This is a genomic window from Halococcus dombrowskii (assembly GCF_022870485.1).
Lineage (GTDB): Archaea > Halobacteriota > Halobacteria > Halobacteriales > Halococcaceae > Halococcus > Halococcus morrhuae.
Map to the genome: position 1 here is coordinate 467,387 of NZ_CP095005.1, position 23,083 is coordinate 490,469.

The window sequence follows — 23,083 nt, forward strand, 5'->3', positions numbered from 1 at the left end:
CCCTCGTGCTGGGGCTTCTGTGGTGCATCGGCGGCGATGGAGGGTTTCCGATCGAGTTCGTCATGCCGCCGAACCGGGCAAACTTGCGTGGAAAATAGTGGGGTTCCGAAGCGCTTTAGCCCGCTCCGCGAGTCATTCAGGTATCATGGTCAAAGTGAGCGTGGTTGGTGCGGCGGGCACGGTGGGGGCGGCCGCGGGCTACAACATCGCGTTGCGCGGCATCGCCGACGAGATCGTCTTCGTGGACATTCCCGATCAGGAGGACACGACCGTGGGTCAGGCCGCCGACGTCAACCACGGCGTGGCCTACGACACGAACACGACGGTCCGGCAGGGAACCTACGAGGACACCGCCGGCTCGGACGTGGTCGTCATCACCGCTGGCATCCCGCGCGAGCCCGGCCAGAGCCGGCTCGATCTCGGCGAGGACAACGCACCAATCATGGAGGAGATCGGCGACTCGCTGGCCGAGCACAACGACGAGTTCGTCTCGGTCACGACCTCGAACCCGATGGACCTGCTCAACCGCCATCTCTACGAGATGGGCGACAGACCCAGAGGTCACGTCATCGGCTTCGGCGGCCGGCTCGACTCGGCACGCTTTCGCTACGTGCTCGCCGACCGTTTCGACACACAGGTCACCAACGTGGACGCGACGATCCTCGGCGAGCACGGCGACGCACAGGTGCCCGTCTTCTCCAAGGTGCGCATCGACGGCGAGGATCGCTCGTTCGGCGACGACGAGCGCGCGGACATTCTGGAAGGGCTCCAAGAGAGCGCGATGAACGTCATCGAGCGCAAGGGCGCGACTCAGTGGGGACCGGCGACCGGTGTCGGCCACATCGTCGAGTCGATCGTCCGCGATACGGGAACGGTGCTCCCGGCCTCGGTCCCGCTCGACGGCGAGTACGGTCACGAGGGCGTGAGCATCGGCGTTCCCGTCAAACTCACGAGCGACGGCGCGGCAGTCGTCGACTGGACGCTTTCGGAGTACGAGCGCGAACAGCTCGGCCAGGCCGCCGACAAGCTCGAAGAGCAGTACGACGCGATCCGCTGAGCCGAGCGAGCTTTCCTTTCGCATCGCATAGCACCGTCGTGGAGCTGCACGTCCGCTACGAGGGTGACGACGATCCGGATAAATGCACCGCCCGCAAGCTCGCCCGCTTCGATCTCGCCACCCTCCATCGTTCGGCCCGCGAAACGCCCCCGGGTGTGGTGTTGAACCCCCACGCCGAGCAGGCGCTGTCGCCGGCCGATCGCCGCGACATCACACCCGAACGGCTCGTCGCGCTCGATTGCTCGTGGGAGACAGCCGAGGCCGAGCAGTTCTCGCTTGGCGGGCCACACCGGGCACTCCCCTTCCTGGTCGCGGCCAACCCGGTGAACTACGGCACGCCGTTCCAGCTGACGACCGTCGAGGCGCTCGCGGGCGCACTCTGTGTTTTCGGCGAGCGCTCCCACGCCGAGGAACTCCTCGCGAAGTTCCGCTGGGGCCACACCTTCCTCGAACTCAACGACGAGCCGCTGCGGCGCTACGCCGACTGTGCGGATTCGGGCGATGTGATTGCCGTCCAAGAGGAGTATCTCGCCGCCGAGTAGCCCGTTTCGGAAACGCTTAACCCCGCCGACCCGTTGCGAGCGGTATGGCCAGATTCGACCAGGCGGAAGCGCGCATTCTCGAGAAGATGATCTGCATGCGCTGTAACGCCCGCAACCCTGCCGGAGCGGACAGCTGTCGGAAGTGCGGCTACAAGAACCTTCGTCGGAAGGCCCGCGAGCGCCGCAGCGCCTGAGACGGCTGCCCGGAATCCTTTTGGGTCGCACACGTCTACTTCGTCCATCATGAGCATGGGCTCGGACATGTACCGCCAGCAGATCCTCGACCACTACAAGAACCCCCGCAACTACGGCGAACTCGACGATCCCACCTTCAGCCACGTCGGCGAGAACCCGATGTGTGGCGACGAGATCACCGTCGACATCGAACTCGCCGACGACGGCGAAACGATCGAGTACGCGTCCTTCCACGGCGACGGCTGTGCGATCAGCCAGGCGAGCGCGAGCATGCTCACCGGCGAACTCCAGGGGATGACCCTCGACGAGCTCGACGAACTCGACCGTGACGATGTGATCGACCTTCTCGGTGTGGATATCAGCCCGATGCGCGTCAAATGTGCCGTGCTCGCCGAGATGGTCGCCCAGGACGGTGCGGCCATCTACCGCGGCGAGAAGACCAACATCGAGAAGACCCAGACCGAGTAGCTCGGACGCGATATCGCCCCGCAACATCTATCCTTCCCGCTCGTTTCGAAACGAACAGTGATGCGATGACGCCCGCACTGCGTCGACGACGGGGCCGACCCCGACCGCGATCGTCCGTGGCGACGGAGCACGGGCGATGAGCCAGCGACTGCCCGAGGAATGGTTCATCGAGGACGAGCGGACGAACGCCGCCATCGCGTGGCTGTTCGCGGCGGTGCTGGCGCTGTCGGCCGTCGGGAACGTTCTCGCCGGCGAGTTGGTGACCGCCACCGCCGCGGGCGTCGCGGTCGTCGTCACCGTCGTGCCGGCCTGGGTCGGGCGTTCGTGGCGGCGGACGATCCCGTGGCCGCTGCTGGCGCTCACCGTGCTTCCGTTCGGTCTGAGCGCCGCCGAGTTGCCGTTCGTCGCCGGCTTCGTGCGCAGCATTGCGGTCGCGACGCTCGCGTTGCTCGTCGTCGTCACTCTCCAGTTGACGACCACCGTTCGAATGACGCCCGGCTTCGCGGTCTGGTTCGCGACGATCGCCACGCTCGGCGTCGCCGGCATCTGGGCGTTCGGCTCGTGGCTGTCGGCGGAGTATCTCGGCACGGCCTTCTTCGAGACGAACACGGAGCTGATGGTGTTCTTCCTGACGACGCTCGTCGCCGGGCTGATCGCCGCCGGCGTGTTCGTCTGGTATTTCCGGCGGCGGCTGCGCGCGAACGCTGCACGCCGTCCGGCGGGTGAGACAGTATGAAGATCCGTCGTCGTATCGGCATCTCGCCGACCCAACAGGCGTGGCTCGTGCGGGCGATGCAGGCGATTCTCGCGGCCGTCGTGCTCGCGGGCGCGCTCACGGGGGCGGTCGGTACGGTCACGAACGCCGGCATCGCCCTCGCGGTCACGTTCCTGCCGGCGGTGCTCGAACGGCGCTACACGCTCACGATGGACGTCGGCATCGTGCTCTGGATCACGACCGCGATGTTCCTCCACGCGGTCGGTACGCTCCCGCTCCCGTTTCTCGACTTCGCGAGCGCATACAGCTCGATCTGGTGGTACGATCACGTCACGCACGCGCTGTCGTCCTCGCTGGTCGCGGGCGTCGCCTACGCGACGACGCGCGCGATCGACGAACACACTAAATACATCGTCATGCCGCCAGCGTTCACGTTCGTCTATCTGCTCCTGTTCATCGTCGCTTTCGGCGTCGTCTGGGAGCTCCTGGAGTTCCTGATCGCCGAGGTCGCGGCCGCCTTCGGCACCGCACAGGTGCTCACCCAGTACGGGCTTGAAGACACCGCGCTCGATCTGTTCTACGACATCCTCGGCGGCGTCCTCGTCGCGGTCTTCGCCACCGCCCATCTCACGGACATCTCCGATCAGCTCGCCGCGCGGCTCGATGCCAGACGAGCGCGCTGAATTGATCGCGACCCGGCCGTGCAACCTGATTCTCTGTCGCTACCGTGCCGAGGGACGACAATTTCGATGGTAATTCAGAGTCCGCCGGAGACGAGCGCGTCGACGACGCCGGGTAGCGACGTCGCCGCGGAGACGATCGCCAGCAACACCAGCGCCGCGTTCACCACCGAGAGCAGCCGCGAGTTGCGGTGCTCGCCCATGATGTCCGAATCGTTGACCGCCCAGAAGAGGAAGACGGCCGTGATCGGCAATCCGACGATGGCGTTGTAGGCCGGAAAGAGCAGGATCATGTCGATGATGCCGAGGCCGAAGAACATCGTGATCAGCGGCGAGAGACCGCTGATCGTGACCAGCACGCCGTAGATGAGCTTGAAGCTCCGGTTCGACGAATCGGTCTCCTTTCCGCGGGCGTGCTGGATGAGATACGAGGGCGTCCACATGATCGGGATGATGCTGTTGAACGCCGCCGCGACCGCGCCGACGAGGAAGACGGTACGCGCCCACTCGCCAAGCACCTCGCCGAGCGCGAGTCCCGGCGTGAGGAACGTTTCGAGCTCGGTGTAGCCCGCCGGTCGGAGCACGGCCGCCGCGAGCACGAGGATGGCGATCGTCGTCACGCCGCCGACGGCGTAGCCGATGGAGAGATCGCGGCGCATCGGGCTGATGTCCGAAATCCCGGTCCAGCCCTTCTCGTCGACGAGATTCGATTCGAGGAAGAAGTTCGGCCAGAGCGCGGTCGTTCCGAGGATCGACGCCACGAGCGTGAGCGCACCGACGTTCGGGACGCTCGGGACGAACCCGCCGACGACCGTCGACAGCGGCGGGGCGGTCGTGCCGGTGACGGCGAGATACACCACCAGAAGGCCGATCATCATGGCGGTCATCAGTTGCTCGATGCCCTCGTAGTTGAGCACGCCGACGGCGACGGCGGCCAGCCCGGCGAGGAAGGCCAGCGGCATCCAGCCGATCGCGCCGCCGAGCAGCAGGGAGAGCCCCTTGCCGACGGCGGCGGTCAGCTCGAACGCCCACAGCAGACAGCCGCTCGACAGGACGAGTGCGAGCGCGGTCGCCAGCCGTCCGCCGACTTTCCGTCTGATGAACACCATCAGCGGTTCGCCGAAGATGCCGAGTCGCGCGCTCATGTCCTGGGCCATGAAGCCGAGCAGCGCCGCGCCGACGACCGCCCACAGCAGCGCATAGCCGAAGCGGACGCCCGCAGAGCTGGCGATGAAGATCGATCCGGAGCCGAAGTAGCTGGCGACCATCACGAACGCCAGCCCGTACTGCTGGAAGAATCCCGATGCCGTGTCACGAAGTCGTTCTCGATACGACGATGTAGTGCCTGACATGTATATACTGGAACCCGGTTTCGCCCCGCGACCGACTCGTCACTGTCGACGTCGATAACGCGAACCGCGGAGCACTACGACGACCGACACTAGCCGTGCCAATCCCCTAAGTTCGTTGCTTGCGAATCGATATCCGTATGTATTTCATTGTATACCACACCACGGAGCGTCCTTCGCCGAAACCGACGGAATCCGAACGTTCGTGTTCACCGACTCTGCACCGATCTACAGGGCGAGCGAGGGAGCCACGACCAGAAGAACGACCCCGAGTAGTGCTTTCAGTCGGTCGGGCTCGATGCGATGTGCGACCAGCCACCCGGCGACGACGCCGAGCAGCAGCGGCAGTCCGACGAGGGCGGCGAGCGAGGGTGAGACCGCGTCCTGGAGGAGATAGCCAAGCGCCGCGAACGAGCCGATGAACACCGACTGCACCTGTGCGACGGCGATGGCGGCCAACATCGGCGTGCCGACGACGATCAGCGCCGGCACCGCGATGACCGGTCCGCCGACGCCGAGCAGGCCGCTACACGCGCCGAGCACGACCCCGAGCACGGCGTAGCCGACGGCACCCGACCGCGTCGTGGGGTCGATGGTAACGATCGCATCGAGCGCGCGTCGCTCGCGATAGAGAATGAGGAGGCCCGTCCCGCCGGCGAGCAGGCCGAGCAGCAGGCCGAACAACCCCCGTGAGACGAAGCCGTTGAGCCACGCGCCGAACAGCGCCCCGACGATACTCCCGCCCGAGAGCAACTCGGCCGTCCACGCGTTCTCCCGCCCGAGTTCGCCGGAGCGAGCGTACGCCAGCGTGGCGACGAGACCGGTCACGACGAACAGCAGCTGGGCCGTCCCGGCGACCGTCGTCGAGGGCAGCGGTGTCAGCGCATAGAGTGCGATCGTCAGAAAGACGCCACCGGGGCCGATGGCCGCGATGCCGATCCCGGAGCCGAAGGCGATGACGACGAGTGCGACGACGACGATGTTTGACAGGAGCATTGGAGCAGGTCGTCCCGTCGGAACGGCGGGAACGACGGTGATATGCCTGTTCGTCCGCGTCTCGATTCACCGCCCGCCTGTGGCGATTCCGATAGTTCGCGTACAACAGTTCGCCGCTCGATCGTCACCCGCCGGTTCGACGGAGCCACGGCGGGCGCTCGCGATCGCATCCCCCCGCAGTCGCTCTCAGCCGAACATCTGGCGCATCATCGGATGCATCTCCATCAGCTGCTCCTCGGCGATCTCCTCGTAGAGCTTGTAGGTGATCGACACCGTGAGCAGCAATCCCGTCCCCGAGACCGCGCCGATGGTGCCCATCATGTTCGCCCCGACGGCGAGCACGCCGACCAGCGCCCCGCCGATGACCGTCACCTGCGGGATATACCGCTCCATCACCTTCTCGATGACGCCGGGGTTCTGCCGGAAGCCTGGAATCTGCATGCCGGAGTTCTGGATCTGCTTCGCGGTCGCCTCCGGCCCCATGTCGGCGGTCTCGACCCAGAAGATCGCGAAGATCGCACCGCCGATGACCATGAAGGTGAGGTCGACGCCGATGCGCAGCGCGACCTGCCAGGCGGCCTGGCTCGCGCCGAGCCACTGTTCCGGCGAGTTGATCGGTGCGAGATAGTAGAACAGCCCGCCGACCGGTTGGCCGCTCGAATAGACGCCGAGCCACGCGGGCAGCCCGACCTGTGAGTTGAGGATCCGGCCGAGGAACTGGATGTTCGCCTGGAGCGCCCGCACGAGGATCATCGGCAGGACGCTCGCGTAGATGAGTTTCACCGGGAAGCGTCCGCGTGCACCCTTGACTCTGGCGTGGCTGAGCGGGATCTCGACGCGCACCGACTCGGCGTAGACCACCACCACGAAGATCAGGAGCGTGGTGAACAGCGCGATGAGCTCGCCCTGACCGAACAGCAGCGTCTGGATACCTTCGCTCGTCAGCGGTGAGACCTCGATCGCTCCGGTGATGATGTCGAGCCAGCTGCTGAAGAACCCGTCACCGCCGAAAAAGCCGCCGATGAGGCTCTGGCTCACGCCGGCGATGATGAACAGGCCGATCCCTGAACCGACGCCCCATTTCGAGATGACTTCGTCCATGAAGAGAACGAGGATCGCCCCGACGAAGATCTGGGCGAACAGCAGCCACTTCACGCCGCCGATACCGATGCCGAGCGATGCCGCTACCTGCTGGCTCGCCGGCAGATAGTTGCCGGCGAACACCATCGGCAGTCCCGTGATGCAGATCATCACGAGCACCAGGAATTTCTGGAGCCCCTGATAGAGCACCTGATCGCGTGGATCGTTCGTATCCAGTCCCAGCAGGTTCGCGCCGCCGAGTAGCTGTAACACGATGCTCGCGGTGACGATCGGACCGATACCGAGCTGGAGGACCGAGCCGGCCTGCCCGGCGAGAATCGAGCGAAAGCGCCCGAAGAGGTCGCCTCCCTGCCCGCCCAACCCGTAGAGGGTGACGTTCGTCAGGAAGAAATACAGCACGAGTACGCCGAGCGTCCAGCCGAGTTTCCGCCTGAACGGGATATGGCCCTCGGGCTGTCTGACCGAGGGCATCCGCGTCAGAACGGGTTCTGCGGTCTCCTTCCAGCCCATTTTCGGTCTATTCCGACTCCGCGTTTGTAGCCTCTTCGGCTTCCTCGTCCTCGTCCTCGCGTTCGGCCAGTCGCTCCTCGCCGCGCTCGCTCAGCGTGGCCTCGCCGCCGGCCGCGTCGATGAGCTCGTGTGCGCTCTCGGAGAACGCATCGGCGGTCACCGTGAGGCTCTGGCGAACCTGGCCGCCGCCGAGCACCTTCACGGCGTCGGCGTCGTGGCCGTCCTCGACGATGTCGCGCGCGTCGAGCTCGTAGCCGTCGTCGGTCTCCTCGGCGACCCCGTCGGCCGCGTAGAGGGCGGCATCCTCGTCGAGCTCGCGCACCTCGACGGTGAGGATCTCCTCCTTCGCCTTTTCCGGGCGGCTGAACCCGTGTTTGCCGAGCGGTCCGTAGTTGTGGAACTCGTGATCGTCGCGCCCCGCGCGCCCGCGCCCGCCCCGATGGCCGGCCCCGCGGCGGTTCTTGTGCGAGCCGCCGCTGTGGGTGCGCGAACCGCGCTGGCGTCGTTTTTTGCTTGTCATCGTTGTAGTCTCCGTCAGCGCATCGCCGTCAACAGCGCGTCGATTTCCTCCGTACTGTGCCTGCCGAGCTCGCCGTCCTCCGGAACGGGGTGTTTCACGCCGTCGTGACCGCCCCGCGGCGGGTGGAGTCGCAGTGCGGGCGTCAGTCCCGCCTCGCGCAGCGTCGTCTCCTCGGCGAGCAGCCCCTCCGCGAGCGCCGAGACGTCGTCGTAGTCGGTGTTCTCGCTCACCCACTCGTCGTCGATCTCGGCCGTTCCCTCGGCGGGCTCGCCACGCGTTTGCAGCAGCGTCGCGATCACACCGGAGCTCGGCTCGCCGAAGGCGACGTAGTCGTTGACCTTCGTTATCATCCCCTCGTAGGTGTCGGTCTCGGGGACGAGCGCGCAGTGGTTCGTGCTGTGGACGTTGAGCATCGAGAGCGTATCGCGTACGCCGCTCTCCATGTTCACCTCGCCGCGCAGCTGGACGAGCGCCTGCATCACTCGATCACCTCACGCTGCTCGACGGCGCGCTCTGGCACCCGTGCCTCGCTGGTTGCCTTGAGCGCGTTGAACGTCGCCTTCGCGAAGTTGACCGTCGTCCGGGTCTTGCCCGAGGAGTTCGTCCAGATGTCCTCGATACCGGCGAGTTCGAGCACCGAGCGGGCGGTCGCCCCCGCCGCGAGACCCAGCCCTCGGGGGGCCGGTCGAAGCTCGACCTCGACGCTGCCGGCCTTTCCGTCCGTCCGCAGCGCAACGGTGTGCGGGCGGCCGCAGCCACACTCCCACGAGCCACAGCCACGCGAGACGCGAACCATATTGAGCTTCGCGATCTCGATGGCCTTCTGGATCGCCGACCCGACCTGGTCGTCGCGGCCCTCGGCATAGCCGACGTAGCCGTTGCGGTCGCCGATGGCGACGACACAGCGGAACTTCACCCGCCGACCGGAGTCAGTCATCCGCTGGACCATGTTGATGTCCAGAACGTCGTCCTCGAGCGAGAGCAGCTGGTCGGTGATCTCCGGCTCCTTCAGCGGGAGCCCCGAGTTGAGCGCCTCGTCCATCGAGGTGATCTCCTCCTCGGCGACCAGTTTGCCGAGCCGCGTGCGCGGCTCCCAGCCTCGATTACTCATCGCCGCCTCCCAGTTCGTGGTCGAATTCGTCCATGATTGTCGTTCTGACTTCCTCGAAGTGGTCGGGCAGCTCGGTCGCGTCGAACGCGCTCGAATAGAGCGGCTCGTCGCGGCTCTCCGCGTAGTCGGCGATATGCTCGCCGCTGGTGCGCTCCCAGTCGGCGAACACCGACTCGTTGTGCGGGACGTCGAGCCCCGCGTCGATCGCGCCCTCCTGGATCGCGAACAGCTTGCTGCCCGGCGTCGCGGCGTTGAGCCCGATGTCGAGCACTGCCTCGTCGATCTCGGTATCTCGCGCGCGCAGCCCGGCCAGCAGTCCCGTGAGATACGCACTGGGCAGGTTCCCCGTGGGAGCCTCCCAGCCGTACTCGTCGAGATCGGCCGAGCTCGCGCTCGCGTGCGTTTCGTCACCGTCGGGACTGGGGGTCACCAGCTGCGCCCTGACGTGGCGGTTGCTCTTTCTGGCAACCAGTCGGGGTTTGCCTGATTTCAACAGGCGCAACCGCTGATGGTAGTCCGTCCGGACCTCGCGCCGGCGGCGCATCGGTACGTTGTATCGTGGTCCTGTTGCCATTATTCGTCCTCCAGTTCGATGTCGAATTCGTCCACGGCGAAGCTCTCCAGCCTGTCGACGCTGTCGAACTCGCCGCCGCCCGCCTTGTCGTACAGCGTGCGGTACTGCGTTCGGTCGATGGTGCCCTCCGCGCGCAGCTCCTTCAACCGACGACGCTGCGCACGGATCCGCGAGACCCATGCGTCCTTGCTGTTCTCGCGCGCGCCGGCGGTCCCCTTCCGACTCCCGGGGCCCTTCCGATGACCGGCGGCGCGCTGGCTGTTGCGCTTGCGTGCGCGGCCACGCGAGTTCGATTTCGCCGCCTTCGCGTCGACCGTTCCCTCCGTGACGAGCTCACGGATGTCCTCGCGGGTGATCGCTTCGGCGATCTCCTCTTGCTGTTCGGGATCGAACCAGACGCGGTTCTTCCCGACGTCGAGGACGTCCGCCGCGAGCCGTCGCTGTGCGCTCAGATCACTCATTCTCGTTCACCTCCACTTCGACGTAGGTCGGGTTGAGCACCCGGATTCCGTCGTCTTCGGCCTGTTCCTCGATGCGTTCGCGCTTGCGACCGCCGACCGTGGAGCCGATCCGCACGGCGTGGGTGTCGCCGTCGACACCCTCCAGATCGTCGGTGTTCTCGACGCGGACCTCCTCGAACCCGCTTGGATGCCGTCCGCGCACGTCCGTCGCGGTCCGGTAGCCCGCCCCGACTTTCGCGCCCTTGCCCTTGACGCCGCGGCGCTGCTTCGAGAGCTGGCCGCGCGGGCGTCGCCAGGAGGTCGCCACGCGCTTTTTCTTGTGGTGGTCCTGCCGGTTGAACTGCGGCTGGGACCGCCGCCGGCGCTCGCCGAGCAGCCGCTGCTCCTCGTCGTCGAGGTCGGGCGTCTTCTCGGTCAGCCCCCGCGGACGGAGTTCGGTCTCGACGTCCTCGGCCTCCTCTTCGGGCGTCTCGTCCTCGACCTCGGTGTCGGTCTCCTCGTCGACTTCGAGCCCGCCGACGTCGGCCTTGATCCGCGCGGCGAGCGCGTTGCCGATCCCCTCGACGTCCGCGAGAGCGGACTGCTCGGCGCGTTCGAGGTCGGCGACCGATTCGAAGTCGGCCTCGCGCAGTGCGTCGGCCTTCTCCTCGCCGACGCCGCTGACCTCGGTCAGTTCTTCGGGCGTCTCCTCGTCCGACCCCTCGACGTCGATCTCGCCGACATCGGCCGCGATGCGCGCGGCGAGGGCGGTACCGATCCCCTCGACCTCGCTCAGTTCGTCCTGGTCGGCGTCGCGGAGATCGTCGATCGTCTCGTAGCCGGCCTCACGCAGCTCGTCGGCCGTCTCCTCACCGACGCCGTCGATGGCCGTGAGTTCGCGTTCGTTACTGGCCACCGGCGCTCACCTCCCGGGTCGGTTTGCCGCTGATGTAAACGCCGTCCTGGAACACCCGCGTGTCCTTCCCGCTGACGCGGGTGAGCTGTTCGATGTCCGCGGCGGTCTGGCCGACGTCCTCCTTGTTCGGCCCCGAGAGCGTGACGTGCTCGTCGTCGACCTCGACGTCCGTGTCGCCGCGGATCGGCGTCCGGCGCGGTGCCTTCTCGCCGAGGAAGTTCTGGATCACGACGTCGCCGTCCTCGACGCGCACCTGCATCGGGAAGTGCGAGTAGAAGACGTCCATCTCGTAGGTCCAGCCCTCGCTGACGCCGTGGAAGGCGTTCTGAATGTGGCTGACGAACGTGCTCATCGTCGCCGTCGTCTTCGCGTCCTCGGCGTCGCTCGCGAGGACCACCGCGTCGTCCTCGACGGTGACGGAGACGTTCGGATACCAGAGCCGTCGCGTGACGCTGCCGTTCTCGCCGGAGATCGTGAGGTCGAAGCGCTCTGCCTCCGCGCTCGTTCCCTCCGGAATCGTGAGTCGTTGTTCTGTCATTATCAGTATACGTATGCGAGCACCTGCCCGCCGAGACCTTCCTCCCTGGCCTCGTAGTGGCTCATCACGCCGTGGCTCGTCGTGACGATGAGTGTCCCGTAGTCACGGGCCGGGAGGAACCGCTTCTCCCATTTCTCGAACTCGTCGGCCCCGGCCGAATACCGGGGCTTGACGACGCCACAGCGGTTGATCTTGCCTCTGAGTTCGACCTCGAACGTCCCGGCACGGCCGTCGTCGACGAACTCGAAGCCGTCGATGTAGCCGCGGTCGTAGATGACCTCCAGGACGGAGCCGATCGTGTTCGAGGCGGGCTGCACGGTGAAGTCGAGCTTGCCGACGCCTTCGGCGTTGTCGATGCCGGAGAGCGCGTCGGCGAGCGGATCGTTGTCGGTCATTGGTATTTTTCGAACCCCATGCCGCGGGCGATCTCGCGGAAACACTGTCGGCAGAGCCAGATGTCGTACTTCCCGACGAGCCCCTGCTTGCGCCCGCAGCGCTGGCAGGCTTCGAGCTGGCCCGTACGTTTGCTCGCGTGTTCGCCAGTCTCCACGTCGCTTTCGCTCATTGTACCTCCATGTCGTAGCTCTCTTCGAGATAGCTGATCGCGTCCTCGATGTCGAGGCGGTGGCGACCCGGGATCGACCGGGTGGCCTTGGTGCGGCGTTTGATGCGTGCGCCCGGGCGGGCGAGGTTCGCCGTCACGTCCATCCCGTAGATCCCGGTGTTCGGATCGTACTCCTGGTTCGGGAACTCCGTATGCTCGGCGATGCCGAAGCTGAAGTTCCCCGTCTCGTCGAACTGCGTCCGTTCGATCGTCGCGAGTTCGAGCGCCGTTGCCAGGAACTCCTCGGCGTCGTCGCCGCGGAGCGTCACCTTCGTGCCGATCGGGTCGCCCTCGCGGATGCCGAACTCCGGCCGGGTCGCCTTCGCGCGCGTCCGGACGCTCTCCTGGCCCGTCACCGCTTCGAGGATCTCCTCGGCGTCGGCGAGCTCGCGCCCGCCCTGGCCGACGCCCATGTGGACGACGACCTTCTCGACGACGGGCTCGCGCATCTCGTGGAAGCCGGCGGCGTCGCTCATTCGTCGTCACCTCCGTCGGTCGGGTCCTCGGCCGCTTCAGCGCCCTCACCGGCCGTCGTGACGGTCTCCTCGTCGTCCTCCTCGACGAAGTTCTCGTCGATGACGACGACGTAGTCGGCGATCGTCTCGAAGCCGTCACCCTCTTCCTGGGTGACGATGACGTTGTTCGCCGAGCTGCCGGGCGTGACCTGGATCTCCTCGATCTCGCCGATCTCGCCGGCGTGCTGACCGCGCACGGCCGTCACGAGCGCACCCTCCTCGTAGGGGAAGTGCGCGAGGATCTCGTCGTCGTGGTCGATGACGATCGAATCGCTGCCGGCGTACTCGCCGTCCTCGATTTCGAGGGTGTGGCCGTCGTGCAGCGCGAGCTGAGTGTTGCCGCCGGGGACCTGCCCCTTGCCGACGATCTTGCCGAGCTTCGAGTCGGCGTCGGCGGCGTCGATCGGCGAGAGCGCGAGCCGGCCGCCCTCGTCGGGGAACACTCGGTAGTGCTCGTCGCGCTCGGTGAACTCGACGATGTCGAACATGCCGATCGGGCGCTCCTCGTCGTCGAGGGAGTCGCCGTTGATCAGGATGGTGCCCTGGTTCAGCGCGTAGCGCGCCTCCTTTCGGTTGTCGACGTAGCCGAGCACGTCGCGGAGCACGATCAGCAGCGGCACGCCCTGCTCGCCGTGCGGACCGGCGGCGGCCTTCACCGTGAACGTCGCCGTCTTGCGCTCGACGGGCCACGAATCCGGCACCGAGAGCCGTTTCTGGTGCTTACTCATCGTCGCCCTCCAGCCGTGCCTCGCGGCGATCGTCGTCGAGCGTGAGCTCCGTGATCCGGAGGTTGCTCGCGTCGAGCGCCCGTGGGACGTCCTCGCCGTCGGCGGTTTCGAGGGTGACGTCCTCGACGTGGACGACCGCGTCCTGGAGATCGACGGCGACGACCTCACCCTCTTCGCCGGCGAAGTCACCGCGCATGACCTCGACGGTGTCGCCCGCGTTCACTCGCGCGCTACGGCGGCCGTACTCCTCGCGGAGATCGCCCGCGAGCGTCGCACGGACCTGTCTGTGCTTCTCGTGGAGCGGCGCGCGCTCCTCGCGTGTCCGTTGTTTGTGTGGTTGTTTGCTCATGGTTGTTCTAGACGATCATCGTCGCCGCGCTCGCGATCGAGCCGAACCGTTCGGCGACCTCGCGGGCGACCGGCCCCCGCAGCTCGGTGCCACGGGGATCCTCGTTGTCGTCGACCACGACGGCGGCGTTGTCCTCGAACGTGACGCGCGTGCCGTCGGGGCGGCGGATCGGCTTGCGCTGACGGATGACGACCGCTTCGAGCACCTGTCGGCGCATTTCCGGCGTGCCCTTCGTCACCGACACGGTGATCTTGTCGCCGAGGCCGGCCTTCGGATGCCGGCTCTTGACGCCCGAGTAGCCCGCGACGCTGATGACTTTCAGCTCGCGTGCGCCCGTGTTGTCCGCACACGTCACGAGCGAGCCCTTTTCGAGCCCCTGCGTGACGTCGGCCGAGAGCGCTTCCATCAGCTCTCGCCCTCCTCTTCGTCGGCCCCGATCTCGCTCAGGTCGACCTCGCTTTCGGAATCCGAGGGCCCCGAGAGACTGCTCGCCCCCAGATCACGCGTCGTGTCGAGCGTCGAGACGACGACGTGTGCTTTCGTCTTCGACAGCGGGCGCGTCTCGGCGATGCGCACCGCGTCGCCGACCTCGAGATCGAGGCAGTCCGGCGCGTGTGCCGGCGTGCGCGACCGTCGTTTCATCTGTCGGTCGTATTTCGGTACCGCGACGTCGTACTCGCGCTCGACGACGACCGATCGATCCATCTCCGTGGAGGCGACCATGCCGTCGACCGTCCCGCCGCGCACGGACAGCGTCCCGTGGAACGGACAGTTCGGGTCGTCGCAGGTCGTCTCCGGTTCCGTTACGTTGAGTCCTAACGCCATTTCGAATCACCTGTCGTTTCCGTCCGCCGGGCCGGCGGCGCGACGAGTCGCTCGCCCGCGACCGTCGCGTACCCGTCTTCGAGCGCGAACTCGAAGGTCGCCCCGGCTTTCGGTACTCGTTTCGTTCGTTCGCCCTGTTCGACCACGAGCGTGTTCTCGCTCTCGGAGACGACCGACCCCTCGATGCCGACCAGCGAGCCGTTGCTCGCCGCGGCAACCCGGGTCTGCAGCCCGCGAAGCTCGTGTCGCGCGACCGTCTCGGCCGTCAGCGCCATCACGACGCCTCCTCGTCTTCCTCGTCGAGGTCGCCCTCCTCTCGCCGGATCGTCTTCAGCCGGGCGATCGTTCGCCGCAGCTCCTTGATCCGACCCGGGTTGTCGGGCGCACCGCCGGCGGCCTGAACGGCTCGCGAGTTGAGCAGCTCGGTTTCGAGCTCCTCCTGTTCGACCTCGCGTTCGGCCGGCGTCATGTCGCGGATCTCCGCGCTGTGCAGGATTGCCATCAGTTCTCACCCTCCACGTCCGCGGGATCGACCTCGCTCGCACCCTCTTTGATGCGCTCGGCGAAGGCATCGCCGACGCCCTCAGCCTCGGCGAGATCGTCCTCGCTCGCGTCCTGGATGTCGGCGACGGATTCGAAGCCGGCCTCGACGAGCGCCCCCGCTTTGGCCTCGCCGACGCCGTCGATTACCGTCAGCCCCGCACCGGCGTCGGCCTCGGTCGACTCCATCTCGTCGAGGATCTCCTCGGCGTCGGCCTCGGTCTCCTCGGAGAGCTCCTCGTCGATTGCGGCGTCGTCGGGCGCGGTCTCGGCTGCACCCTCTTCGGCCTCGACGCCCTCTTCGACGATCTCCTCTTCTTCGATCTCGGCGGCCTCGGCTCCCGCTTCGTCCTCGGTGAGCTCGAACTCCTCGTCGGCGTCCGACTCCTCGGAGCCGTCGGCCGGCTCCTCGGCCTCGCCGAGCAGCGCCTCGACCTCGTCGCCCTCGATCTCGTCGGGGACGAGCGACTCCGTATCGACGTCCTCGTGGATGCGGAAGTCGTCGGGCAGGTCGGCGTTCGGCGGAATGATCTTCACCGTGACGCCGATCGTTCCGAGCTTCATCACCGCGACGCCGTCGCCACGGTCGACGATCTCCTGGGACGGCTCGCCGTTGTGCTTGATGTAGCCGCGATTGAACTTCTCGTTGCGCGAGCGTGCGCCGGTCACTTTACCATTAAGTGTAATTTCGGCACCACGTGCGCCCGCGTCCATGATGCGGTCGATCGTCGTGTGGCCGGCCTTCCGGAAGTACCAGCCGCGTTCGAGGGCGTTGCCGAGCCGGTCGGCGACGATCTGTGCGTTGAGGTCGGGTTCGTCGACCTCCTGGACGTCGATCTGGGGATCGTCGAGGTCGAAGCGCTCCTCGAGCTCGCTCGTGATCTTCCGGATGTTCTTCCCACCCTTGCCGATCACCATCCCCGGTTTCTCCGCCCGGAGCACGATCTGCGTGCCCATCGGGGTCTTGGCCAGATCCATCCCGCCGTAGCCCGCGCGGGCCAGCTCGTCGGCGAAGAACTCGTCGATCTGGGTGCGCTGCATCCCGTCCTCGATGAACTGCTGTTCGGTCGCCATCAGCTCTCACCCTCCTCGGGTTCGGCGACGACCATCTCGACGTCGACCTCGGGCGTGTTCCACGCCGTTGCCCGCCCCATCGCACGGGGTTTGCGACCCTGCACCTCGCCGACCTTGTGGGCGGCGACGTGATCGATCGTCATCGACTCGGGCTCGAACCCCTGATGCTCGGCGTTCGCGCCGACGTTTTCGAGCAGATCGAGGAAGGCCTCGCTGGCCTTCTCGGGGTAGCGACCGGCGTCCCAGCCGTCGATGTCGTTGCGGTGACCGACGCCCGTGTTGTGCGAGCGAAAGGGCACCGACTGATCGCCCGCGATGACCGCTTCGAGATAGTCGCGCGCGTTGGCGACGCTCATCTCCTTGATCTCTCGGGCGATTTCCTTGCTGTGCTTGTGGCTCATGTGGCGCTCGCGGAGCATGGCTTTCGCCGTTTTCTCCGGGTCCGCGTCCACGCTGTAACTGATTCCCATTGCGTTATGCCTCCATTATTTGAGCGGGACGAACTTCGACGAGCGCGTCGCGCCGATGCCCGCCTGTCCGTGTTCGACCGACGTCCGGGTGAGCTGGAACTCGCCCAGATAGTGGCCGAGCATCTCCGGCTCGATCCTGACGCGCTCGAACTCCTGACCGGTGTGGACGGCGAAGGTCTTCCCGACGAACTCCGGCAGCACCGGCATGTCGCGCAGATGCGTCCGGATCGGGTCGTTCGCCGTCTCCTCGTTGCCCTTCTCGCGCGCTTTGGCGAGCAGTTTCTCCTTCTCGACCGAGAGGCCGCGCTCGATGCTGCGGCGTTTGCGCGCCGGCAGCAGGTCGGCGACCTCGTCGAGGTCCATCTCCTGTAGCTCCTCGATCGTGTGGCCGCGGTAGGTGAACTCGCCCTCGCGACCGGTTCTGTAGTCCGAACTCATCTCATTTCCTCCCCGTCCGCTTGCTGGCGATGTCGCCGACCTTCCGTCCCGGCGGGGCATCCCGCGAGACGCTCTTCGGTTGGCCGGGATGCTGACGACCGCCACCGCCGAACGGGTGATCGACGGCGTTCATCGCCACGCCACGCACGCGCGGGTATTTCGTACCCCGTGCGCGCATCTTGTGGTGTTTGTTGCCCGCCTTCACGAACGGCTTCTCGGTGCGACCGCCACCGGCGACGACGCCGATGGTCGCCCGACACTGCGGGCTGAGTCGCTTCGTCTCGCCGCTTGGCAGCTCGACGATCGCCGCCTGCCGATCGTGAGTGATCAGCTGGGCGTTGACACCCGACGAACGGGCGAACTTCCCACCGTCACCGGGCTGGCTCTCGATGTTGCAGACCGGCACGCCCTCCGGGATCTCCGCCAGCGGCAGCGTGTTACCGGACTTGATCTCGGCCGAAACGCCGACCTGGATCTCTTCACCGACGCCGATGCCTTCCGGTGCGAGCACGAGGCGCTGATCGTCATCCTCGAACTCGACGGCTGCGACCGGGGCACTCCGGGCCGGATCGTGTTCGATCCCGACCACGGTGCCCGCGACCACGTCGTCGTCCTCGGTGGTGGGATGCGAAAGCTCCGCCTTGTAGCGATGGGAGGGCGCGCGGAACGTCGGCGTCCCGCGACCGCGCCGTTGACCCTGGATTCGTCGTCCCATCTCAGAACACCCCGATCCGCGAGGCGACGTCCTGTGCGTCGTCGTCCTCGCTCAATGTCACTGTGGCTTTCTTCTCGCCCTGTGGCGTGACCTGCGTGCGCACGTTCGTGATCGCGACGTCGAAGCGCTCCTCGACCTCCTCGCGGATGCCCGGCTTCGCCGCGTCGCTCGCGACGATGAACTGGAGCGTGTTGCGGTAGTCCATGTCGTTCATCGCCTTCTCGGTCACGTAGGGATATTTCACATCGCTCATCTGTCTTCGACCTCCTCGATGGCGCTCTCGGTCCAGATCGTCAGTCGACCCGACTGCGTGCCCGGCGCGAGATCCTCGGTGTTCACCTCGCGCGCGGTGGCGACGTCGGCACCCGCGAGATTGCGGGCCGCTCGCGACGGTTCGTCGCTCGTGACGAACAGGATCGAGGTCGGGCGTTTGTACTTCCGGCCACGGGTCGTCCCGCGCCCGGCGCGCACGGTCTTGTCCTCGGCGCGCTCGATGTCCTCGTCGACGCCGAGCGCTTCGAGCAGCGAGACCACGTCCTGGGTCTTCACGAACTCCTCGAACTCGTCGTCCACGACGATCGGGAACTCGCCGTCGAACGCCGCGACCTCGTGGCCGCGCTCGCTCACGCGCTCGCGATCGCTGGTGGCCGCGATGGCGCTGCGGGTCGCGAGCTTGCGCTCGTTGTCGTTGAGCTTCAGCGAGCGATCGTTCTCCTCCTTCGGTGGGTGGGCCGGTCGCCCGCCCACGGTCTGTGGGACGCGTCGTCCCTGGCCGTTCGATCGGGGGACGTGGGCCATGCCACGACCGCTACCGAACGACTCGGCGGGCGTTCGCATGCCCGCGTAGTCGTCGGAACCGTAGGGCTGTGCCCGGTTGGCCTGTGCGGTGCGCACCGCCTGACCGATGAGCTCCGGGCGATGGGGCGTCTCGAAGACGTCCGGGAGCTCCACGTCGCCGGCCTCCGTACCGTCCGTGTCGTATACTGTCGTCATTGTCCTTGGTTCGATGCCGTCGAGACGTAGCGCACCTCGGGATCGAGGCGCGGCTGGTCTCCGGGTCGGATCGCCGGTCGGAACCTGAGAAGCCGCTGGTCCGGACCGGGAAGCGAGCCTTTGACGAGCGAATAGGGGCCGTCGACCTCACCGTAGCCGACGAAGCCGCCCTCGGCGCTGGCGCCGTCGCCGTCGCCGACGCTCACGAGGCGCTTGTTGAGCTCCGTCCGCTGGTGGTAGCCCGTCTGTCCCTGCTGGGGGACCGTCGAGCGCACGCGCGAAGGGTTCCACGGGCCGAGGTTGCCGATACGCCGCTTGTACCCCTGCCGGAAGTGTTTGCCCTTGCGCTTCTGGACGCCCCAGCGCTTGACGGGGCCCTGCGTCCCTTTGCCCTTCGTGACGCCCGCTGCGTCCATGTATTCGCCGGGCCGGAACACTTCGGTCAGCTCGTGTTCGCCCCCGCCTGCGATGAGGTCGAGGCCGAACTCGACGCGCTCGTCGAGGTCACTGCCGCCGACACGCGTCTCCATCACGTCCGGGCGCTTCTTCGGCACGTTCGCCATCTCGCCCGGCACGGTGTGGGTGATCGCACGGATCTCGCCGATCTCGTTGTTCTCGACTGCCTCCTCGAAGGCACCGGGATCCGATTCGCCGTCGGGAACGTCGAGCGCCCGGTCGAGATCGTCGTGGAACTCGTCGGTCCAGGTCTCGGTGAGCGGGCGGAGTCCGTAGGGTGTCTGTTCGTAGGCTCTGAGCGCGACCGCGCGCATCGGGGGCGTCTCGACCACCGTGACGGGGACGGTCTGCTCCATCCCTTCACGTGGCGAGTTGGCCGCGTCGTCGATCATCACGACGTGGCTCATGCCGGCCTTGTAGCCGGCGAACCCCTGCAGCCCGGGCTGTCCGTCGTCGTCCGGCCACGAGCCGAAGCGCGGCACTTCGCTGTGTGCGCGCGTTCGCGGCCCGTAGCCGAGCGAGCCTTTGCGTGGTCTGGTTGGTTGTACCATGTGTGTGCTACCTCACTGTGGAAGCGTCAGGGGCGCGAGCGTCGCGAACACCGCCTCTTCGGTGCGAACGACCTCGCTGCCCTGCTTCGGAACCGTGTTGAGCCAGCAGTCGAACCCCGCGTGGGGTGTATCGCTCGCCACCGACGCCGCGTCGATGTCGAGCATCGCCGGCAGCCCTCGCTCGGGCGCGCCGAAGGCGACGGTCAGCCCGTCGTCGGCACGACCGGCCAGCGTCCCGAGTCGCTCCGTCGTCAGCACCTCGCCGTGGCGTGACGTTGCGACCCGGAACCCGGCATCCTCACGGCCGAGCGCTGCCGAGAGGTCCGCGCGCTCGACGGCGAACCCCGGTGGGGATTCGTCCGTGATTCGCGCGCGGACCGGCTCTCGCGAAGAGATCCTGACGGTCACGCGCTCCCCCTCGTCGACCGCCATCTCCGGCGGTGCGACGAGCGAGATCGGGTGTTGCAGTCCGCAATTGACCCGAACGCGCCCATCAGGGCCGACCTCGGTCACGATTCCCTGTCTTGACGACCCCGAACCGTTCGATTCGGAGCCGGTCCGAGCGGCCGCGCGAAGCGGCGGCAGGACACCCGCGTACTCCAGTTCGTCCCGCGTGCCCCACGCCTCCTTTCGGAGGTAGGGGGCCGTTGCGGCGTACGCCAGTACCGTGGAAACGAACCCGCCACCCCATCGCCGGTCGCCGTCGAGGTCCGGAAAGACCGTTACGCGGTCGACCCGGAAGACGGTGGCCGCACGAGCGACGAGACCGACCTTGTGGGTCGCCTCGCGTTTGTCGGCGGCCTCCCGGCAGAGCGATGACGGCACGAGTACGCTACGTGTCATGCCGACGCTTTCGCGCCGTGCCACTAGACTGTGGCGCTCCTATCGTACTCGGTGGTAAAAGGATAGCGTTTCCATGCAACCATGTCGACAGTTCACAGGACGTGCAGCCGCGACCGCTTCGGAACGTTTTTACACTCGACCCTCCGACCATGGAGTGCAGGGCGCTGGTAGTGTAGTGGTATCACGTGACCTTGCCATGGTCACAACCCGAGTTCAAATCTCGGCCAGCGCACTTCTCCGCTGACACAAATTTCCCCTACTCGGACCACAGACTCTACTAATATTGGGGTGGATTTCCTTGGAGTGGGTGTGGTCAATATTCGAGATGCGGTTGAAACACTTAAATAAATAAAACCTCTTCTTGAGGCCATGATGGAGACGTTAGAGGAATTCGTTTCGAAAATGGATGATCGAGTGTTTCTCCCCGGATTACAACGGGAATTTGTCTGGACTGAAGACGCTATTGCCCATCTATTTGACTCGTTTATACGCGGCTATCCGGTTGGGCAGGTAACATTGTGGGATACCGATGGTGTCGATGACAAATTTACCGCATATCGATTTATCCGACGATACGTTGACGAAGATGGGCGTATCCCTCCGGCGGTGCTTGATCATGAAGCGCGGCGCTCTAACGAACAAGCAAACACCGACAATATAATCTGTGATTATCTTGTCATTGACGGGCAGCAACGATTAAATTCAGCCTACGTCGGGCTTCGCGGCTCACTGTTTTCGTATACTGGCGGAAGGGGTGGTGACCGCTCAGATGAGCGATTTTGGAGCGAGAAGGTTCTTTGCATTGATCTACTGGGTAACCCGGAATTCTCTGACGCCAGTGGACTACCATTAGCAGGCGACTACGATTTTAAATTCCGAACGATAGACACGTTCGATCCAGAAAACGAGGTTGGACATGAAGAGATGACAGACGGCACGCATCGTCTTTGGTATCCCATTCGTCGATTTGTGAACGAAGACGGTGAAGCATTACCGGGACCAGAGGTCGATGATGACGTGCGCGACCAAGTCAACGCGCTTGAAATCTCTGCAACAAGCGACCAACGGGATATTCTCAAAGACGTTGCTTCCCGTGTCGCAATGCGGTTCCAACAGAAGGTGTTGGGATACGAACTACCGAGCACGACTGTCAAGTACGATCCTGAGGAAGTCCATGAAATTTTCACACGGATCAACCTTAGTGGTGAACGTCCCAAACCTTATCAGTACGTGCAATCGCTGCTTGCAACCTACAGCCCATACGTTGAAGAAGATGATTCGCCGTTCCACCCACGTCTGATTCTAACGAAGGAGATGGAGCGAATGGCTACCAATCACCCTGTCTTCGAGAAGAAAATCACACGGAAACTCCTCACCCGCTGCCTTGTATACGTCGCCAATAGTGATCTAAAGAGGAGCACTGTTGAGAAGTATTCAGAGAAAGACGAGGTACGAACTATCCATGAACAATGGGCCGCTCCCGGCGAGATGGGTAATGCTCACGGTCGATTTGAGCAAGCACTCCGCGACACGTTCTCCACGGTTGAAGGCACCGGATTAACACCGAGGACAATCCCCAGTATGGACCTCATCGCGATCTTAACGAAGTTTTATTACGTGAATCCCGCAGCTGAAGTTACCGAGGAGAACAAGCGGGCGGTCTTCCGTTTTGTCGCAAAGACTGTGTTCACAAACACGTTTAGCCGCTCACGGGGTCGGGCAATGGCGAGGGCGGTGAATGAGGTGTATCCTAACGGTGACGGTGAGGTCTTTTTCGGTGATGCTCTACTTGACGCTGTTGACGTTCGTCTCACGTCCAAACATGTCGACGATGCTGTTGACCGTGCGCGCTACAACACCACGGCAGGTGAGGACGACAGATTCACTCATAGTGGAGTCGCTGCTGTCCTCGCATTACTTGATGAAGCCCACTCCGAGCACGACATCGATAATCTCGCAGTAGACCATATCTATCCTGTGGCACAACGCGAGGCTATTGCGGCTGCCAACGATGGCGAGATCAATCTTCACCGTATCGGAAATCTCCAGTTGCTTAATTCCAGTGAAAATGCAAGCAAAGGGGACAATCTACCTGATGACTGGCTATCTGGCAAGAGTGATGGTCGGCGTGAGTTTATCCGAGACGCGAATCTGTACCCAGATGGGAATGTTTCGATAGATAAATACAACTCGTTCGTCGAACGCCGCGAGAAACTAATGAAGGATTGGCTCACAGAACGGTATGCTGCCTCATCGATGAACCCATAACT

General features: G+C 65.3%; 34 protein-coding genes and 1 tRNA gene. 8 read left to right on the forward strand and 27 right to left on the reverse strand.

All coding sequences use genetic code 11. The features are described from left to right. Positions 1-145: 145 nt before the first annotated feature. The 6 genes from mdh to MUK72_RS02495 all read left to right on the forward strand — a co-directional run bounded on the left by mdh (position 146) and on the right by MUK72_RS02495 (position 3,660). Entirely contained in the window at positions 146-1,057 is a 912-nt protein-coding gene (mdh, locus tag MUK72_RS02470) for a malate dehydrogenase (protein WP_244703538.1), read from the forward strand. A gap of 38 nt (positions 1,058-1,095) precedes the next feature. After that, the gene (locus MUK72_RS02475; RefSeq protein WP_244703540.1) at positions 1,096-1,599 is read left to right on the forward strand and encodes a DUF367 family protein; all 504 of its coding nucleotides are present in this window, start codon (positions 1,096-1,098) and stop codon (positions 1,597-1,599) included. A gap of 44 nt (positions 1,600-1,643) precedes the next feature. Further along, entirely contained in the window at positions 1,644-1,793 is a 150-nt protein-coding gene (locus MUK72_RS02480; protein ID WP_004054012.1) for a 50S ribosomal protein L40e, read from the forward strand. Between the two features lie 49 nt (positions 1,794-1,842). Next, positions 1,843-2,262, forward strand: coding sequence for an iron-sulfur cluster assembly scaffold protein (locus MUK72_RS02485; protein WP_004054013.1), 420 nt, complete (start codon positions 1,843-1,845; stop codon positions 2,260-2,262). A gap of 136 nt (positions 2,263-2,398) precedes the next feature. Next, complete coding sequence (locus MUK72_RS02490; RefSeq protein WP_244703543.1) at positions 2,399-2,998, forward strand: hypothetical protein; 600 nt, start codon at positions 2,399-2,401, stop codon at positions 2,996-2,998. Continuing rightward, on the forward strand, positions 2,995-3,660 hold the full coding sequence (locus tag MUK72_RS02495; RefSeq protein ID WP_244703546.1) for a DUF2238 domain-containing protein: 666 nt from the start codon (positions 2,995-2,997) through the stop codon (positions 3,658-3,660). Before MUK72_RS02490 ends, MUK72_RS02495 begins: the two co-directional genes overlap by 4 nt. A gap of 74 nt (positions 3,661-3,734) precedes the next feature. Here the strand turns inward: MUK72_RS02495 and MUK72_RS02500 are convergent, their stop codons facing one another. The 27 genes from MUK72_RS02500 to MUK72_RS02630 all read right to left on the reverse strand — a co-directional run bounded on the left by MUK72_RS02500 (position 3,735) and on the right by MUK72_RS02630 (position 20,813). Beyond that, on the reverse strand, positions 3,735-5,009 hold the full coding sequence (locus tag MUK72_RS02500) for an NRAMP family divalent metal transporter (RefSeq protein WP_244703549.1): 1,275 nt from the start codon (positions 5,007-5,009) through the stop codon (positions 3,735-3,737). Between the two features lie 225 nt (positions 5,010-5,234). Further along, positions 5,235-6,002 (reverse strand): sulfite exporter TauE/SafE family protein, encoded by a 768-nt coding sequence (locus tag MUK72_RS02505; RefSeq protein WP_244703552.1) that lies wholly within the window; start codon positions 6,000-6,002, stop codon positions 5,235-5,237. Positions 6,003-6,188: 186 nt separating this feature from the next. Beyond that, positions 6,189-7,613, reverse strand: a complete 1,425-nt coding sequence (gene secY, locus MUK72_RS02510; RefSeq protein ID WP_244703555.1) for a preprotein translocase subunit SecY — start codon at positions 7,611-7,613, stop codon at positions 6,189-6,191. Between the two features lie 7 nt (positions 7,614-7,620). Beyond that, positions 7,621-8,133, reverse strand: a complete 513-nt coding sequence (locus tag MUK72_RS02515; protein WP_244703557.1) for an uL15m family ribosomal protein — start codon at positions 8,131-8,133, stop codon at positions 7,621-7,623. A 14-nt stretch (positions 8,134-8,147) separates the two neighbouring features. Next, positions 8,148-8,612, reverse strand: a complete 465-nt coding sequence (gene rpmD / locus MUK72_RS02520) for a 50S ribosomal protein L30 (protein WP_244703559.1) — start codon at positions 8,610-8,612, stop codon at positions 8,148-8,150. Then, the gene (locus MUK72_RS02525) at positions 8,612-9,244 is read right to left on the reverse strand and encodes a 30S ribosomal protein S5 (protein WP_244703571.1); all 633 of its coding nucleotides are present in this window, start codon (positions 9,242-9,244) and stop codon (positions 8,612-8,614) included. Before MUK72_RS02525 ends, rpmD begins: the two co-directional genes overlap by 1 nt. Continuing rightward, positions 9,237-9,818, reverse strand: coding sequence for a 50S ribosomal protein L18 (locus MUK72_RS02530; RefSeq protein ID WP_244703574.1), 582 nt, complete (start codon positions 9,816-9,818; stop codon positions 9,237-9,239). Before MUK72_RS02530 ends, MUK72_RS02525 begins: the two co-directional genes overlap by 8 nt. Beyond that, a complete protein-coding gene (locus tag MUK72_RS02535) occupies positions 9,818-10,279 on the reverse strand; it encodes a 50S ribosomal protein L19e (protein WP_244703576.1) in 462 nt (153 codons plus the stop codon). The genes MUK72_RS02530 and MUK72_RS02535 overlap by 1 nt, the downstream gene beginning before the upstream one ends. Next, complete coding sequence (locus MUK72_RS02540; protein WP_244703579.1) at positions 10,272-11,174, reverse strand: 50S ribosomal protein L32e; 903 nt, start codon at positions 11,172-11,174, stop codon at positions 10,272-10,274. Before MUK72_RS02540 ends, MUK72_RS02535 begins: the two co-directional genes overlap by 8 nt. Continuing rightward, entirely contained in the window at positions 11,164-11,712 is a 549-nt protein-coding gene (locus MUK72_RS02545; RefSeq protein WP_244703582.1) for a 50S ribosomal protein L6, read from the reverse strand. The genes MUK72_RS02540 and MUK72_RS02545 overlap by 11 nt, the downstream gene beginning before the upstream one ends. 2 nt (positions 11,713-11,714) lie before the next feature. Further along, on the reverse strand, positions 11,715-12,107 hold the full coding sequence (locus MUK72_RS02550; protein ID WP_004054027.1) for a 30S ribosomal protein S8: 393 nt from the start codon (positions 12,105-12,107) through the stop codon (positions 11,715-11,717). Then, on the reverse strand, positions 12,104-12,277 hold the full coding sequence (locus MUK72_RS02555; protein ID WP_004054028.1) for a 30S ribosomal protein S14: 174 nt from the start codon (positions 12,275-12,277) through the stop codon (positions 12,104-12,106). Before MUK72_RS02555 ends, MUK72_RS02550 begins: the two co-directional genes overlap by 4 nt. Further along, entirely contained in the window at positions 12,274-12,792 is a 519-nt protein-coding gene (locus MUK72_RS02560) for a 50S ribosomal protein L5 (RefSeq protein WP_244703594.1), read from the reverse strand. The genes MUK72_RS02555 and MUK72_RS02560 overlap by 4 nt, the downstream gene beginning before the upstream one ends. Further along, a complete protein-coding gene (locus MUK72_RS02565) occupies positions 12,789-13,559 on the reverse strand; it encodes a 30S ribosomal protein S4e (protein ID WP_244703596.1) in 771 nt (256 codons plus the stop codon). Before MUK72_RS02565 ends, MUK72_RS02560 begins: the two co-directional genes overlap by 4 nt. Next, entirely contained in the window at positions 13,552-13,908 is a 357-nt protein-coding gene (gene rplX / locus MUK72_RS02570; RefSeq protein ID WP_244703598.1) for a 50S ribosomal protein L24, read from the reverse strand. Before rplX ends, MUK72_RS02565 begins: the two co-directional genes overlap by 8 nt. Before the next feature lie 7 nt (positions 13,909-13,915). Continuing rightward, positions 13,916-14,314, reverse strand: a complete 399-nt coding sequence (locus tag MUK72_RS02575; RefSeq protein WP_004054032.1) for a 50S ribosomal protein L14 — start codon at positions 14,312-14,314, stop codon at positions 13,916-13,918. Beyond that, the gene (locus tag MUK72_RS02580; protein ID WP_004054033.1) at positions 14,314-14,733 is read right to left on the reverse strand and encodes a 30S ribosomal protein S17; all 420 of its coding nucleotides are present in this window, start codon (positions 14,731-14,733) and stop codon (positions 14,314-14,316) included. The genes MUK72_RS02575 and MUK72_RS02580 overlap by 1 nt, the downstream gene beginning before the upstream one ends. Further along, positions 14,724-15,008 (reverse strand): ribonuclease P protein component 1, encoded by a 285-nt coding sequence (locus MUK72_RS02585; protein WP_244703601.1) that lies wholly within the window; start codon positions 15,006-15,008, stop codon positions 14,724-14,726. The genes MUK72_RS02580 and MUK72_RS02585 overlap by 10 nt, the downstream gene beginning before the upstream one ends. Beyond that, complete coding sequence (gene rpmC / locus MUK72_RS02590) at positions 15,008-15,235, reverse strand: 50S ribosomal protein L29 (RefSeq protein WP_004054035.1); 228 nt, start codon at positions 15,233-15,235, stop codon at positions 15,008-15,010. The genes MUK72_RS02585 and rpmC overlap by 1 nt, the downstream gene beginning before the upstream one ends. Beyond that, positions 15,235-16,347: a 30S ribosomal protein S3 gene (locus MUK72_RS02595; RefSeq protein ID WP_244703604.1), complete on the reverse strand. Its 1,113-nt coding sequence runs from the start codon at positions 16,345-16,347 to the stop codon at positions 15,235-15,237. Before MUK72_RS02595 ends, rpmC begins: the two co-directional genes overlap by 1 nt. Beyond that, positions 16,347-16,817: a 50S ribosomal protein L22 gene (locus MUK72_RS02600; protein WP_244703606.1), complete on the reverse strand. Its 471-nt coding sequence runs from the start codon at positions 16,815-16,817 to the stop codon at positions 16,347-16,349. Before MUK72_RS02600 ends, MUK72_RS02595 begins: the two co-directional genes overlap by 1 nt. Before the next feature lie 15 nt (positions 16,818-16,832). Further along, entirely contained in the window at positions 16,833-17,255 is a 423-nt protein-coding gene (locus tag MUK72_RS02605) for a 30S ribosomal protein S19 (RefSeq protein WP_244703609.1), read from the reverse strand. Position 17,256: 1 nt separating this feature from the next. After that, complete coding sequence (locus MUK72_RS02610; protein WP_244703612.1) at positions 17,257-17,970, reverse strand: 50S ribosomal protein L2; 714 nt, start codon at positions 17,968-17,970, stop codon at positions 17,257-17,259. Position 17,971: 1 nt separating this feature from the next. Continuing rightward, a complete protein-coding gene (locus MUK72_RS02615) occupies positions 17,972-18,223 on the reverse strand; it encodes a 50S ribosomal protein L23 (RefSeq protein WP_004054040.1) in 252 nt (83 codons plus the stop codon). After that, on the reverse strand, positions 18,220-18,963 hold the full coding sequence (gene rpl4p / locus MUK72_RS02620; RefSeq protein WP_004054041.1) for a 50S ribosomal protein L4: 744 nt from the start codon (positions 18,961-18,963) through the stop codon (positions 18,220-18,222). The genes MUK72_RS02615 and rpl4p overlap by 4 nt, the downstream gene beginning before the upstream one ends. Beyond that, positions 18,960-19,970 carry a 50S ribosomal protein L3 gene (locus MUK72_RS02625; RefSeq protein WP_244703615.1) on the reverse strand — a complete coding sequence of 337 codons (1,011 nt, stop codon included), beginning with the start codon at positions 19,968-19,970 and terminating at the stop codon, positions 18,960-18,962. The genes rpl4p and MUK72_RS02625 overlap by 4 nt, the downstream gene beginning before the upstream one ends. 12 nt (positions 19,971-19,982) lie before the next feature. Continuing rightward, positions 19,983-20,813, reverse strand: a complete 831-nt coding sequence (locus MUK72_RS02630; RefSeq protein ID WP_004054043.1) for a putative RNA uridine N3 methyltransferase — start codon at positions 20,811-20,813, stop codon at positions 19,983-19,985. 161 nt (positions 20,814-20,974) lie between these two features. Here MUK72_RS02630 and MUK72_RS02635 point away from each other — a divergent pair. Both MUK72_RS02635 and MUK72_RS02640 read left to right on the forward strand, forming a co-directional pair. Next, a tRNA-Gly gene (locus tag MUK72_RS02635) sits at positions 20,975-21,045 on the forward strand. A 140-nt stretch (positions 21,046-21,185) separates the two neighbouring features. Continuing rightward, positions 21,186-23,081 carry a DUF262 domain-containing protein gene (locus MUK72_RS02640; protein ID WP_244703629.1) on the forward strand — a complete coding sequence of 632 codons (1,896 nt, stop codon included), beginning with the start codon at positions 21,186-21,188 and terminating at the stop codon, positions 23,079-23,081. The last annotated feature ends 2 nt before the right edge of the window (positions 23,082-23,083 follow it).